Here is a 13,748-nt window from a genome sequence, read left to right as displayed (position 1 = left end):
CCGTGGCTTAGCGCAGGTCGTGCAGCGCCATGCCACCAAAACTTTCCCAGGCGCCGAACGTGCGTTCGAGCTGCGGCAACAGCCGCATCAGCGCGCCCTTGTCCGAATGGAAGCTGGCGTCGGCGGCATCGATCTCCTGGCTGGCGGCCAGCGCATAGGCCTGCGCCTTGTCGTGCGCCGCCGGCACCTGCTGCAGCAGCAGGATCTTCTGGCCACCCAGTGTGAACACGAGCAGGTCGCCGCGCGCCCCGGGTGGGCGACGTTCATAGCGGCGCTGGACACCGGCGCCAATCGGCCCTGCATCGAGCGCCACGCGCACGGTCTTGCCATGCTCGACGCCCCAGTCGAGGAACGGGACGGCCAGGCGGTAGATCTGCCCCGGATCGGTGCGGGGACTCTTGACCGTCAGGATGTCAGCGTGCTTTGCCAGCCCGGTCAGCAGCGCGCCCTTGTCGGCCCACCAGTGGGGCACGACGAAGTCCAGTGTCAGCGGGCCGGCCGCCTGGCGCAGTTTTGCCGCCAGTTCGAGGTAACGCCGGTCGCGCTGCGCCTGCGGCAGCACGTGGGCCGGGACCAGGTACGGTTCGATGTGATACTGGACACCTTTCAGGCGCGCCCCTTCGGCGGCAGACGCGTTGTAGGCGGCGTAGGCACGCATGCGGGCGATGGCCGCGTCCTGGGATGCAGGCAGCACCATCTCGGGGGCGCCTTCCATCGCGCTGACCGCGATGCCGCGGCTGCCGGCCTGACGCACGAAGGCGCCCAGCTGCGCCGCGTCATCGACACTGCCATCGCGCAGCGGGACCGTAATGAAGACCGCGCCCATCTTTTGCTCGGTCGCCCAGTCCAGAAACGCTGCGCCGCGTTCGCGCCATTCGTTCGGACTCCAGGTCCAGGTCGCGCGCGCTGCCGCAGCCGCATCGGCGTCACCGGCAGGCTGGAGCGTCAGCGCGGCGAGCGTGAGTTTCGCGGCGCCTTGCGGGCAGGCCAGCGACAGCGCGCGCCAATTGGCACGGTCCAGTTTTTCGGGGAGGTCGAAGCGCGCTGTCTGCACGGGTTGGCCGGCGTCCAGGCTACCCAGGTCGAACGTCTGGTCCGGCTTGCCCGGCGCGCCGCTTGAAACCTGCAGCGCAAAGCGGCCTTCGCCGGAATACGCGGCCTGCAGTACGGCGCGTGCGCGTGGCATGAACCATGGACCGAGCAGTGTGACACTGGCCGGTTTGGCGCCGGCGCGGCAGGTCAGGTACAGCCGGCCATCCTTGACGTCGGCGCTGATGCGCGCCGTATCGCCATGGGTGCGGGTCTGCATCGCTCCCAGCAGGCTGGCGCCGAACGGCATCGGGGTCTGGGGCCGCGGCGCCGGCTGGTCGCTCACCAGCGTGTGTTCGCTGACGCTGAACGACTTGCCCTTGTCGGCCTCGATCCCGCGCAGCAGGATGGTCTTGCCAGGGCTGGCGTCGGGCGGCAGGAAGTGCAGCGCCTGCACACCCATGACGGCCGTCGGCAGTGGCAGCGCGCGGCAATTCGCCTGCTGCTTGCCAGGTTCTTCGGTCACGATGGCGTGCAGGATGGTGCCGTCGGGCGCGGTGGTCTGCGCGGTGATGGCGCCAGGGGAGACGACCAGCGGACCCGGGCACAGCTGCAGGCTGGCAGCAAACGCGGGTGTGATCGACAGCGAGACAACAAACAGGAGTGGGAGCGAACGGGACATGACTTGATTTTAAGTCAAGAGCCCGAATCGGCGCGTACGGTTCGGACCCCTTCAGGCGCCCTGGACCTGGATCAGGCGCCGCACGCGCGCCAGCAGGGCATTGGGTTCGAACGGCTTGCTGACGAAATCGTTGGCGCCGGCGTCGAGCGCGCGCACCGTATCGCGTTCGGTATTTTTTGCCGTCAGCATCAGGATTGGCACTGCGTTCCAGTCGGGCCGTGCACGCACCAGCGCGACCAGCTCGAAGCCGTCCAGGTAGGGCAGCATCACGTCGAGCAGGATCAGGGCCGGGGCTTCGGCAGCGGCGGCGATGTGCGCGCTCGCGACACGGCCATCGGCCAGGTGCGTGACACGGTAGCCCTGGCGTTCGAGCATGAAGCGCAGTACCTGTGCGATATGGTCATCGTCTTCGACAACCAGAACCAGCGGCGATGATGCTTGTTCGTTCGGCATGATGAACCCGTCAGTGAATGTTCGATTATACCGATGTGGATGCCCGGTATGCCACGAAAATTGCCACAAAGTATCAATTACCCGCGACGGCCGGGCGCGCCGCGCAGTGGATCGAGCAAGCCGCGCAAATCGTTGTGATCGAGTTCATACATCAGGGCCAGCAGTTGGCCCAGTTCGCCGCGTGGAAAGCCCTCGCGGGCGAGCCAGCCGAGGTAATGGCCGGGCATATCGGCAATCTTGCGGCCTTTGTATTTACCGTAAGGCATTTCCCGAACCAACAGGAGGGCTAAATGGTCAGCATTCATTGTGCGGCACTTTAGCAAACAACGGCGACGTTGTAGCATTTCGATGACAAGGGAGGCCACCATGAACAATCAATTTGATCTCGACCGTTTTGTGCAGGCGCAGGATCCGGTATATGCCGCGGTGTTGACCGAGCTGCGCGCCGGCCACAAGCGCACGCACTGGATGTGGTTCGTGTTTCCGCAAATCGCCGGCCTGGGCACGAGCGCCATGGCGCAGCGCTATGCCATTGCGTCCGCTGACGAGGCGGCCGCGTATCTGGCGCACCCCGTGCTGGGAAAGCGCCTGCGTGAGTGCGCCGGCATCGTCGCCGCGCTCGACGCCGATTCAGCCGGCGCCATCTTCAGCCATCCGGACGAGCTGAAATTTCACTCGTCGATGACGCTGTTCGCCGACGTGGCGCCGGATGAAGCCGTGTTCCAGGCCTGCATCGACAAATACTTCGACGGCCAGGCCGACCCGGCTACGCTGGACCGGCTGTAACCGGGTAGCTGCCGGGGCGCTCAGGCCTCGGCCAGTTGCGCCAGCAGGTCGTCCGGACGCCCGCGCATGGCCACGTGCAGGATCACTGCCGTGTTCAGGCGCAGCGCCGGATGGCTCGCGCGGTGGCGCGCAAACCAGAACACCTCGTCGAGGTCTTCGTCGGCGTGCTGCGACACCGTCACGATCTGCTCGGGCGGGATGTCGTCGTAGTCGAATGCTTCGAGCGCGGCATCCTCGACAGCGTCGTGCCAGCTTTCGCATTCCTTGCCCCAGGCCAGCATGCTGCGGCAGCCCGACGCGACCAGCCAGCGCGCCACCTCCCAGCGCCACATTTCGTCGCTGTCGTCATCGATGACGACGATGGCCATGAACGGCGCCAGGGCGGTCAGGTCGGGCAGGGCGTCGTGTGGGCGTAGTTGCAGGTAATGGGCTTTGGCTTGCATGGTGTCGGTGCCGGGTCGGTGGTTCAAAGGCGTCATTATCGCAGCTGGCGGGCGCTGCGACGATCGCCGGTGCTCAATCGGCGGGGATGCTGCCATCGATCAGCATGGCGCGCAGGCGCAGGCGCCGGTGTTCGAGCGCGCTCATTTCGGCTTCAATGGCGGCGAGCAGCTTGCGTCGTGCCGGCGCGGTTTCCGGGCACATGGCGGCGCCGTCGACGGCCAGCATGCAGTTCGGGAATGCCGCGATGTCGGCCAGGCTGAACCCGGCCGCGATCAGGCGGCCGATCTGGCGCACCTGCGTGACGGCTGCAACCGGGAACACCCGATAGCCGTTGTCTGCCCGGCCCGATGTCAGCAAGCCCTGCGCGTCGTAGTGACGAATCGACCGTACACTGGCGCCGCTGCGGCGCGCCAGTTCGCCGATCGACAGCCGAGTCTGCTCGTCCGATGGCATTGCACACATATCGCTTGACCCTCACACTAATGTCAGGCTCGAGGATAGCAGTTCATCGACTCTGGAGTACATCATGCCTCTGCTTTCTTCACCCATCCGCGCCCTGGCGCAGATATTGTTTCTTGCGCTGCTTGGCGCGTCGTCGCTCGTGCACGCGGCAACGCGGCAGTTCACCGTCACCGCCCCCGACGGCGTGACGCTGGCGGTCCAGGAGTCCGGCAATCCAGCCGGCCCGGCGATCGTCTTCATTCATGGCCTGTTGGGCAGCCACATGAACTGGGAGGCGCAGCGCGCCAGTCCGGCCCTGCAGGGGTACCGCCTGATCAGTTACGACCTGCGCGGCCATGGCCGCTCCGGCCAGCCGCGCGCCGCCACTGCGTACAGCGAAGGACGACGCTGGGGCGACGACCTCGCCGCCGTCATCGCTGCTACCGGCGCACGCCGGCCGGTACTGGTCGGCTGGTCGCTGGGCGGCGTCGTGATCTCGAACTATCTGGCGGCGCACGGCGACCGCGGTATTGGCGGGGCGGTCTATGTCGATGGCGTGATCGAGCTGGGCCACCCCCAGCAGATCAAGCCGCATCCGGCGGTGTATCGCGATCTGAATGCAAGCGTGCTGACCACGCGGCTGGACGCACAGCGGGCCTTTCTCGCGCTGTGCTTTGCCACACGGCCGGACCAGCCCACGTTCGAGCGATTGCTGGGCGCCGCGGCGATGGCGTCGTGGGACATGCAGGCAGCGGTGTTCAAGCTCGATGCGCCGCTGGGCGGCCTGGCGCAGGCGCGCGTGCCGGTGCTGCTGCTGTATGGCGCGCGCGATGCGCTGGTCGATCCCGACGCTGCCATGGCGCGTGCGCGGGAGGTGAATCCGCGCGTGACGCAACTTATCTACGCCGCGGCCGGACATGCACCGTTCGCGGAAGAGCCGGAACGCTTTTCACGTGACCTGGCAGCTTTTGTGGCTGCGGCGCAAGGTCACGTGGCAGGGAGCGCTGCTGAGTAGGCGCCGTCCAGCAGCGTGTACAACTGTGCGATATCGATCGGCTTGACCAGGTGATGGTCGAATCCGGCCTGCATGATCTGCTGGCGGTCGCTGTCCTGACCATAGCCGGTGATGGCGATCAGCAGCGCGTGGGCGGTGCCGGGGCGGGCGCGCAGGCGGCGCGCCAGTTCGAGGCCGTCGATGCCGGGCAGGCCGATATCGAGCAGGCAAACCTGCGGCGGGCTGGCCAGCGTGGCGGCCAGTGCCTCGAGCGGATCGTGTTCGACCTGCACCTGGTGCCCGTTTGCTTCCAGCAGCATCGCCAGCATGACGGCAGCGTCGACATTGTCGTCGACCACCAGCACGCGCAGCAGCGCCGTGTCCGCGCCCGGCTGCGCATCGGGCATTGGCGCAGCCGCCTCAGGCGCCTGCAGCAGTGGCAGGCAGACCGAGAACCGGCTGCCCTGGCCCGCACCTGCGCTGTCGCAGGCGACCTCGCCCCCATGCAGCCCGATCAGGCTTTTCACGAGCGCCAGGCCCAGCCCCAGTCCGCCCGATGAGCGGTCCGAACTGCGCTCGGCCTGCGTGAACAGGTCAAAAGCGCGCGCTGCCAGCTCGGGCGCCATGCCGATCCCGTTGTCGAGGACATCGATGTGCAGGCGGTCGCCACGCGCGAAGGCGCTCACGGCGAGGCGGCCGCCCTCGGGCGTGTACTTGGCGGCATTGCCCAGCAGGTTGGCCACCACCTGCACCAGGCGCTTGCGGTCTCCCAGCACCTGCGTGCCGGGCGGGGGCAGGTTCAGCGCCAGCGAATGGCCACGTGAATCGATCAGCGGCGTGACCTGTTCCACCGCTTCGTGCAGCACGGCGCCCACGTCCAGCACGGCCTGGTCGAGCTCCACCAGCCCGCGCGTGACGCGCGAGACGTCGAGCAGGTCGTCGATCAGCGCTGTCATGTGTTTCACCTGGCGCCCGATGATCTGGCTGGTGCGCTTGAGCATGCCATCGTCGAGCTTCGTGCGCTGCAGTAGTTCGGCCGCTGCGCCGATCGGCGCCAGCGGGTTGCGCAACTCGTGCGACAGCATCGCGAGAAATTCGTCCTTGCGGCGGTCGGCTTCGCGCAGCTTGTCTTCCCAGGCCTTGCGCTCGCTGATGTCGCTGGCGGCGCCGATCCATTCATAGATGTTGCCAGCCGCGTCGAACATCGGCACGGCGCGTGACAACGTCCAGCCGCAACTGCCGTCGCTGCGCCATACCTGGTGCTCAAGTTCGAGGACCGCGCCACCCTCCATTGCCCGTGCGATCCCGGCCTGGACCAGCGCATGGTCGCCAGGCGGAATGTACGCGTCGAGCCAATCACCCGTGGGCGCATCGGTGTCCTTCATGAAGCCGCGTCCTTCGAGGCGGCGCATCTCGGACCAGTCGGCGCTCATGCGGTAGATGACGTCGGCCGTCGCATTGGTCAGCGCCCGGAAGCGTTTCTCGCTTTCGCGCACGGCCGCTTCCGAGTTGACCTGGTCGGTGACGTCGATATTGCTGTGGGAAATGCAGACCAGTTCACCATCGGCGCCGAAGATCGGCGTGCTGGTGGCGGTCCAGAAGCGTTCTTCGAACCCCGTTTCGCCGTTGGGCAGCACGACCGGAATCGGATAGCGCAGGGCGGGCAGGGTGTCGGGATGCCTGCTGGCGCGGACCCGGGCCAGCGAGTCGCGCAGAAGCGCCTCGCCGAAGTCGGCCGGGTCGGCCGGATTATTGGGGAATGCCGTGAACAGGCTGAGGCCCACAAGTTCGGTGCGCGTGCGCGCCGAGGCCTTCAGGAAAGCGTCGTTCACGGCCAGGATCGTCGCTTCGGGCGTAGGAGACAGCAGGTAATGCCCGAAGGGCGATCGGTTGAAGACAGACTCGAACAGGTTGGTGGGCAGCATCGATGTTCGACAAATGGTTGCAAAAGGTTAAATAATTATAGGCCACATTTGACGGATGCTGCACCAATTCCAAACGTCAATTGTGGCCTTTGATCATTCTGCGACGCGTACCACCAGCTTGCCGAAATTCTTGCCATCGAGCAGGCCAATGAACGCCTCGGGCGCCTTGTCCAGCCCTTCGACGATGTCTTCACGGTAGCGCAGCGACCCATCCTTGATCCAGCCTGCGGCTTCTTTCAGGAAGGTCGGCTCGAGCCGCTCGACAAATTCGTTCTGCAGGAAGCCGCGCACGGTCAGGCTCTTGAACAGCGTGAGACTCAGGTCGATCGAGGCGCCCGCACCCGCATCGTTGTAATGCGACACCAGGCCGCACACGGGAATGCGCGCGAAGTTGTTCAGCAGCGGCTTCACCGCTTCGAGCACCTGGCCGCCGACGTTCTCGAAATACACGTCGATGCCGTCCGGGCAGGCCTTGGCCAGCTGCTCGGCGAAGTCCGGTGCGCGGTGGTCGACGACAGCGTCGAATTTCAGCTCGTCCTTGATGAACGCGCATTTCTCGGGCCCGCCGGCGATGCCCACGGCGCGCGCGCCCTTGATGCGGGCGATCTGGCCAACGACCGAGCCGACGGCGCCGCTGGCAGCGGCCACGACGACGGTTTCACCTGCCTTCGGCTGACCGATTTCGAGCAGGCCGGCATACGCCGTGAAGCCCGGCATGCCGAGCACGCCGACGGCGGTGGAGACGGGCGCGCTGTCCGGATCGACGCGGCGCAGGTTGCTGCCATCCGAGATGGCGAACGACTGCCAGCCGGAGTAGGCCACGACGATGTCGCCTTCTTTCCAGTCCGGGTGGTTCGACTGCTTGACGCGGGCGACGGTGCCGCCGACCATCACGTCGCCCAGCTCCAGGGCGGCGGCGTAGGTGGCGGTGCCGTTCATGCGGGTGCGCATGTACGGGTCGAGTGACAGGAACAGGGTTTCGAGCAGCAGTTCGCCGTCGCCCGGCGTGGGGATCGGTGCATCCTCGATGCGGAAGTTCTCTGCGGTCGGCTTGCCCTTCGGGTGCGACACGAGGACGATGCGGCGGTTGGTTGTTGCGGTCATGTGTTGAGCTCCTTCGAGTGGATCGGATGGCATAGCATAAAGAACCTTGGCCGATGCTGCCCACGCACCACACCCAATCGCTGAAACTGGCCGCCAGGCAATGTCATACGGCGCGAAACGGAAGGGCGTGCGTATAATCGCCATACGTTTGCCCTATCACTACAGAAAAAACAACTCATGGCCTCTTCTTCCGACAACATCAGCATGGCGGTGTTCTGCGACTTTGAAAACGTCGCACTGGGCGTTCGCGACGCCAATTACGAAAAATTCGACATCAAGCCAGTGCTGGAACGCCTGCTGCTCAAGGGCAGCATCGTGGTCAAGAAGTCGTACTGCGACTGGGACCGCTACAAGGGTTTCAAGGCAGCGATGCATGAAGCGAACTTCGAGCTGATCGAGATCCCGCACGTGCGCCAGTCGGGCAAGAATTCGGCCGACATCCGCCTCGTCGTCGATGCACTCGATCTGTGCTACACGAAGTCGCATGTCAACACCTTCGTCATCATCAGCGGCGACTCCGACTTCTCGCCACTGGTGTCGAAGCTGCGTGAAAATAACAAGCAGGTGATCGGCGTGGGCGTCAAGCAGTCGACCTCCGACCTGCTGGTGGCAAACTGCGACGAATTCATCTTCTATGATGACCTCGTGCGCGAACAGCGCCGCACCGCCGCCAAGCGCGACGAGCGCAAGGCCGCGCCGCAACCGCGCCGCTCGAATGCCAGCAACAACACCAACACGAATGTCGGCGACGACAAGCGCAAGGAAGAACTCGAAGCGCGCAAGGTGCAGGCGCTCGACATGGTGGTCGAGACGTTCGATGCGCTCACGTCCGAGCGTGGCGACACCGGCAAAATTTGGGCTTCATTGCTCAAGGACACGCTCAAGCGCCGCCGTCCCGATTTCTCGGAAACCTATTACGGCTTCCGTACCTTTGGCAACCTGCTCGAAGAAGCGCAGACCCGTGGCCTGTTCGAATTCGGCCGCGACGAAAAATCCGGCACCTATGTGTTCCGCAGTGCGCATGCGGGCAACGTGGCATCCAGCCAGGAAGCCCAGCAGGACGGCACGCAGGCGCCGGACGCCGTGGTGCAGGACATGCTCGACGCGGCAGCGCCGGTCGAGGGCAACGACGAGCCGGCCAAGAACGATGGCCGTCGTGGCCGTGGCCGCGGTGGCCGCAAGGGCGGCAACCGCAATGAAGCGTCGAACGTGCCGGCGCTGATGGAACCGGTGGCGGTCGAGCTGGAACCACAGGAAGAACTGTTCGAGGAACCGGCAGCGCAACTGGAAGCGCAACCGGCCAGGACCGACGGCCGTCGTGGCCGTGGTCAAGGCGGGCGCAAGGGCGGCAACCGCAACGACGCGTCGAACGTGCCGGCGCTGCTGGAGCCGGTTGCTTTCGAACCGGAAGCACAGGACGACACCTTCGACGAACCGGCATCGCAACCGACGCTGGTCGTGAGCGACGCCGAGCCGGTGGAAGCTGAAGCAGCGCCGGCGCCGGTCGAGAAGGAGCGTCGCCGCGCACCACGCAAGCCGTCGGCCAAGAAGCTGGCGGAGCAGGCTGCGGCCGAAGCTGCTGCTGCGGCTGAAGCCGAAGCTGCGGCTGCCGCAGCGCAGGAAGAGGTCGCGCCTGAAGCAGAAGCAGAAGCAGAAGCGGATGCTGAATCGGCCACGCCGGCACGCACCAAGGGCGCCCGCCCGGCGCGCAAGGCCGCGCCGCGCAGCCGTCGTCCGGCCAAGCCAAAGGCCGGTTCCGACAACGGCTAATCACAGACTGCCGCGCGCCGCGCACCGCTGCGCGATGCCATAATCACGACGCCTGTCCGGTTTTCGGGCAGGCGTTGTCGTTTGATGGAGCCTCGCATGCGAACACGTGCCGTCCTGTTCCTGCTGTCCTGCCTGGGCGCGCCTGCGCTGGCCGCTGCGCCGGCGGACGTCGCCGCCGGTCATCCGATCCTGGGCATCTGGCGACTGACGGTGCCGGGCACCGAATGCGCCGAGACCTACCGCTTTCGCGCCGACGGCACCACGTTCGTCACCAGCGCCGCCGAAGTCTCCGAAAGCGTGTACACCGTTTCCGCCCAGCCCGACAAGCAGGGCTTTTATCGCCTGCAGGACCGCATCGTCAAAGACAATGGCAAGCCCGATTGTTCGGGCAACGTCATGAAGCCGGGCGCGCAGGTCATCAACTTCATTCAGTTTCACCCGTCACGCACAATTTTCCTGATGTGCGCCGACCAGACGATGCAAACCTGTATCGGGCCATTCCGGCGGGTGCGTAGCGAAGAGGTTTGAGCGCCGGTTGCCCGGCAGTGTATATTGCTGGGCAAAACGATCATCCCCGGCTTTTCATGTCCCCGTTACTCCTGTTTTGCATTCTCATCGGCTACTTCGCCTTGCTGCTGGCCGTGGCCTGGGCCACCTCGCGCGGCGCCAACAACGACAGCTTCTTCATCGGTAACAAGAGCAGCAACTGGGTGCTGGTCGCCTTCGGCATGGTCGGCACCACGCTCTCGGGCGTGACGTTCGTCAGCGTGCCGGGCGCGGTTGGCGCCGATGGCTTTGGCTACGCGCAGATCCTGATCGGCTACGTGATCGGCTACCTCGCCGTCACCTGGCTGCTGCTGCCGCTGTACTACCGCCTTCAGCTGACCTCCATCTACCACTACCTCGACGTGCGCCTTGGCCGGCGCGCCTACCAGAGCGGGGCCGGGTTCTTCATCATCTCGCGCCTGCTCGGCGCCACTGCGCGCCTGTACCTGGTGGTCAACATCCTGCAGGCGGTCATCCTCGACAGCCTGGGCGTGCCGTTCTGGCTCAGCACCCTCGTCGTGCTGGGGATGATCCTGCTCTACACCTACCAGGGCGGCGTCAAGACCATCGTCTGGACCGACACGCTGCAAACGACCGGCATGCTGTTCGGCCTGTTCGCGTGCGCCTGGTTCCTGCTGGGTGAACTGAACCTGTCGGTGCCCGATAGCCTGGAGCAGATGCGCTCGAGCGGCCTGGCCAGCGTGTTCACGACAGACCTGAACAGCCCGAATTTCTGGCTCAAGCAGATCGTCGCAGGCGCGCTGATCACCATCACCATGACGGGGATGGACCAGGAGATGATGCAAAAGACCATCTCGGTCAAGACCTTGGCCGACTCGCAAAAGAACCTGCTGGCGCTGACGGGGGTGCTGGTCGTCGTGCTGCTGTCGTTCCTGTTCCTGGGCGGCCTGCTGTATCTGTACGCGCCGACCGTGGGCGTGACAGCCACCGGCGACAAGATCTTCCCGGCCGTCGTGATGGGCCACCTGCCACCGGCGCTGCAGATCATCTTTCTGATCGCGCTGATCTCGGCGCTGTTCCCGAGCGCCGACGGCGCGATCACGGCGCTGACCTCGTCGACCTGCATCGACCTGCTGGGCATCAAACGGCGTACCGACCTGACCCAGGCGCAGGCCGAGGGCCTGCGCCGTCGCGTGCACCTGGGCTACGCGTTCCTGTTCCTGCTGCTCGTGATGGGCTTCAAGGCGGCCGACAATCCCAGCATGATCGGCGTGATCCTTAAACTCGCGGCGTACACCTACGGCCCGTTGCTCGGCCTGTTCGCGTTCGGCATGTTCACGGCGCGCGTGCCGCGCAATCGCCTTGTACCGCTGGTCACGATCGGCGCGCCGGTCCTGTGCGCGATCCTTGAGTACAATCAGGCGTATCTGCTCGGCTCGTACCGGCTCGGGCTGGAACTCCTGATGATCAACGGCATGCTGGTGTTTGCGGGGCTGTACGCGATTTCGCTGCGCCACCAGGGCCGTCATTCCATGCAGTCTGCTTAATCATGCATCAACCTTCCATGCATCAACCTTTTATGGAGTATCGATGGCCTTCAAGCCCCTGAGCGCCCTGCGGCGCGGGTTCGTCATGCTGTGGACCGCGCTCGACGTGACCCGCCGCACCTTCGTCAACCTGCTGTTCCTGCTGATCGTGATCATCGTCGTCTCGCTGTTCTTCAGCGGCGGCGTCAAGCCGCTCTCGAACAAGACGGCGCTGGTGCTCGAAATCCGGGGCGACCTGGTTGAGCAGTATGAAACCACGCTGCGCGACGCGGTGCTCGACAACGTCGGCGGCGATTCCAAGCGCACCGTGCGCCTGCGCGACGTGATCGTCGTGCTCGACGCGGCCGCGCGCGATCCGAACATCTCGAGCGTCGTGCTGCTGCTCGACGAGATGCAGGGCGGCGGCATGGCCATGCTGCGCGAGATCGGCGCGGCGGTCGACCGTGTCAAGAAGAGCGGCAAGACGGTCGTGGCCTGGAGCGGCAGCTACGACCAGAAGCGCTACCTGGTGGCTTCGCACGCCAGCGAAGTCTATGTCCATCCGATGGGCGTGGTCATGATCGAAGGCTTCGGCGGGCGCCGCAACTATTACCGCGATGCGCTCGACAAGGTCGGCGTCACGGTCAACCTGATCAAGGTCGGCACCTACAAGAGCGCCGCCGAGCCGTACATCGCCAACGGCCCGTCCGACGCCGCGCGCGAAGCCGACGCCTATCTGTACAACGCGCTGTGGTCCGGCTACACGGGCCTGGTCGAGAAAAACCGCAAGCTGCCCGATGGCGCGATCGCGGGCATGATCGAATCGCTCCCGGAGCGCATGGAGAATGCCGGCGGCAGCGCCGCCAAGGTGGCACTGCAGGCAAAACTGGTCGATGGCCTGAAAACCCGCGACGAACTGCGCGACCTGATGATCAAGCGCGGCGCGCCGGACGACGACAACAAGTCGTTCCGCCAGATCGGCTTTTATGACTACCTGTCGCGCCATCCGCAGAAGCAGTTCGGCGATGCGGTCGGCGTCGTGGTTGCCGCCGGTTCCATCACCGATGGCGACGGCGGTCCCGGCGTGATCGGCGGGCGCAGCATGGCCAACCTGATTCGCCAGGCGCGCGAGGACGACAATATCAAGGCGCTCGTGCTGCGCGTCGATTCGCCGGGCGGCAGTGCCTACGGTTCAGAGCTGATCCGGCGCGAGCTGGAACTGACGCGCGCCGCCGGCAAGCCGGTGGTGGTGTCGATGGGCAGTGTGGCAGCGTCCGGCGGTTACTGGATCTCGATGGCGTCGGATGAAGTGATCGCCGACCCGGCCACCATCACCGGTTCGATCGGCGTGTTCGCGCTGCTGCCGACGGCCGACAAGGCCGCCGCCAAGCTGGGCATCCACACCGATGGCGTCACCACCACCTGGCTGGCCGATGCCTACAATCCGCTGCGTCCGCTCGATCCGCGTTTCGAGCAGCTGGTCCAGTCGAGCATCAACAACGTCTACAGCGACTTCACCACCAAGGCGGCGGCAGCGCGCAAGACCACGCCGGCCAGGATCGATGAAGTGGGGCAGGGCCGCGTCTGGACTGGTGTCCAGGCCAAGGAACGCGGCCTGGTCGATCGCCTGGGTGGCTACAACGATGCACTGGCATCGGCTGCGGGCCGCGCGAAGCTGGGCAAGGATTACCGCGTCGTGTATGTCGAGCGGCCGGTCACGCGCGTCGAGCGTTTCCTGCAGATGGCGGGCGCCTCGGCGGTCCAGGCCATGACCATTCAGGTCAAGCTGGGCCTGATCGAGAACGCAATTCCGGCAGGCCCCGTGAACCAGGTCGCGGCCGACATGGCGTTCCTGTCGGAGCTGACGACCGAGCGCAAACCGTTTGCGGCCGTCACGCACTGCTTCTGCGGCAACTGGTAAAGCACGGCAGCGCGCGCATGGTCCACATGTAGCGACTTTGTAACTGATTAATACAAGGCCGGAACGGGCGCAACACCTTGGTGTCGCGCCCGTTTGCTGTTTACTGCCGTCATTCAGGGGCTAACCGTGTAAATCGGCGTTAACCAGGATGGCAGGGCGGCGTTTC

At 65.4% G+C, this 13,748-nt stretch carries 13 protein-coding genes; 6 read left to right on the top strand and 7 right to left on the bottom strand.

From position 1 onward, the window contains the following. Window positions 1–7 precede the first annotated feature (7 nt). The 3 genes from AC1MGT_RS03675 to AC1MGT_RS03665 form a co-directional block, all read right to left on the bottom strand. The gene (locus tag AC1MGT_RS03675; protein ID WP_499503054.1) at window positions 8–1,711 is read right to left on the bottom strand and encodes a hypothetical protein; all 1,704 of its coding nucleotides are present in this window, start codon (window positions 1,709–1,711) and stop codon (window positions 8–10) included. 51 nt (window positions 1,712–1,762) lie between these two features. After that, a complete protein-coding gene (locus AC1MGT_RS03670) occupies window positions 1,763–2,164 on the bottom strand; it encodes a response regulator transcription factor (protein ID WP_332531072.1) in 402 nt (133 codons plus the stop codon). A gap of 77 nt (window positions 2,165–2,241) precedes the next feature. Further along, the gene (locus tag AC1MGT_RS03665; protein ID WP_499504247.1) at window positions 2,242–2,469 is read right to left on the bottom strand and encodes a DUF3820 family protein; all 228 of its coding nucleotides are present in this window, start codon (window positions 2,467–2,469) and stop codon (window positions 2,242–2,244) included. Window positions 2,470–2,530: 61 nt separating this feature from the next. Here AC1MGT_RS03665 and AC1MGT_RS03660 point away from each other — a divergent pair, with 61 nt between their 5' ends. After that, complete coding sequence (locus AC1MGT_RS03660) at window positions 2,531–2,950, top strand: DUF1810 domain-containing protein (protein ID WP_499503053.1); 420 nt, start codon at window positions 2,531–2,533, stop codon at window positions 2,948–2,950. Window positions 2,951–2,970: 20 nt separating this feature from the next. On the opposite strand, the gene AC1MGT_RS03655 is transcribed toward AC1MGT_RS03660, so the two are convergent. Together AC1MGT_RS03655 and AC1MGT_RS03650 are read right to left on the bottom strand one after the other, a co-directional pair. Then, window positions 2,971–3,393 (bottom strand): DUF7684 family protein, encoded by a 423-nt coding sequence (locus AC1MGT_RS03655; protein ID WP_499503052.1) that lies wholly within the window; start codon window positions 3,391–3,393, stop codon window positions 2,971–2,973. A 73-nt stretch (window positions 3,394–3,466) separates the two neighbouring features. Further along, on the bottom strand, window positions 3,467–3,856 hold the full coding sequence (locus tag AC1MGT_RS03650) for a MerR family transcriptional regulator (RefSeq protein ID WP_499503051.1): 390 nt from the start codon (window positions 3,854–3,856) through the stop codon (window positions 3,467–3,469). A 64-nt stretch (window positions 3,857–3,920) separates the two neighbouring features. Here AC1MGT_RS03650 and AC1MGT_RS03645 point away from each other — a divergent pair, with 64 nt between their 5' ends. Beyond that, the gene (locus AC1MGT_RS03645) at window positions 3,921–4,850 is read left to right on the top strand and encodes an alpha/beta fold hydrolase (protein ID WP_499503050.1); all 930 of its coding nucleotides are present in this window, start codon (window positions 3,921–3,923) and stop codon (window positions 4,848–4,850) included. Here AC1MGT_RS03645 and AC1MGT_RS03640 read toward each other — a convergent pair. Together AC1MGT_RS03640 and curA are read right to left on the bottom strand one after the other, a co-directional pair. After that, on the bottom strand, window positions 4,823–6,754 hold the full coding sequence (locus tag AC1MGT_RS03640) for a PAS domain-containing hybrid sensor histidine kinase/response regulator (protein WP_499503049.1): 1,932 nt from the start codon (window positions 6,752–6,754) through the stop codon (window positions 4,823–4,825). The two genes, AC1MGT_RS03645 and AC1MGT_RS03640, sit on opposite strands and share 28 nt — an antisense overlap. Window positions 6,755–6,847: 93 nt before the next feature. Continuing rightward, entirely contained in the window at window positions 6,848–7,858 is a 1,011-nt protein-coding gene (gene curA / locus AC1MGT_RS03635) for an NADPH-dependent curcumin/dihydrocurcumin reductase (protein ID WP_499503048.1), read from the bottom strand. Between the two features lie 177 nt (window positions 7,859–8,035). On the opposite strand from curA, the gene AC1MGT_RS03630 reads away from it, so the two are divergent. From AC1MGT_RS03630 to sppA, 4 genes are all read left to right on the top strand, one after another. Continuing rightward, on the top strand, window positions 8,036–9,628 hold the full coding sequence (locus AC1MGT_RS03630; protein WP_499503047.1) for an NYN domain-containing protein: 1,593 nt from the start codon (window positions 8,036–8,038) through the stop codon (window positions 9,626–9,628). A gap of 96 nt (window positions 9,629–9,724) precedes the next feature. Then, window positions 9,725–10,156: a hypothetical protein gene (locus AC1MGT_RS03625; protein WP_499503046.1), complete on the top strand. Its 432-nt coding sequence runs from the start codon at window positions 9,725–9,727 to the stop codon at window positions 10,154–10,156. A 56-nt stretch (window positions 10,157–10,212) separates the two neighbouring features. Next, window positions 10,213–11,682, top strand: coding sequence for a sodium:solute symporter (locus AC1MGT_RS03620; protein ID WP_499454755.1), 1,470 nt, complete (start codon window positions 10,213–10,215; stop codon window positions 11,680–11,682). A 43-nt stretch (window positions 11,683–11,725) separates the two neighbouring features. Further along, complete coding sequence (sppA, locus tag AC1MGT_RS03615; protein ID WP_499503045.1) at window positions 11,726–13,582, top strand: signal peptide peptidase SppA; 1,857 nt, start codon at window positions 11,726–11,728, stop codon at window positions 13,580–13,582. Window positions 13,583–13,748: the final 166 nt, after the last annotated feature.

The sequence above is a fragment of the Telluria sp. BA11 genome (assembly GCF_056680305.1).
Note: the sequence above shows the minus strand (reverse complement) of the source record. Positions and strands in the feature narration are given on the sequence as shown.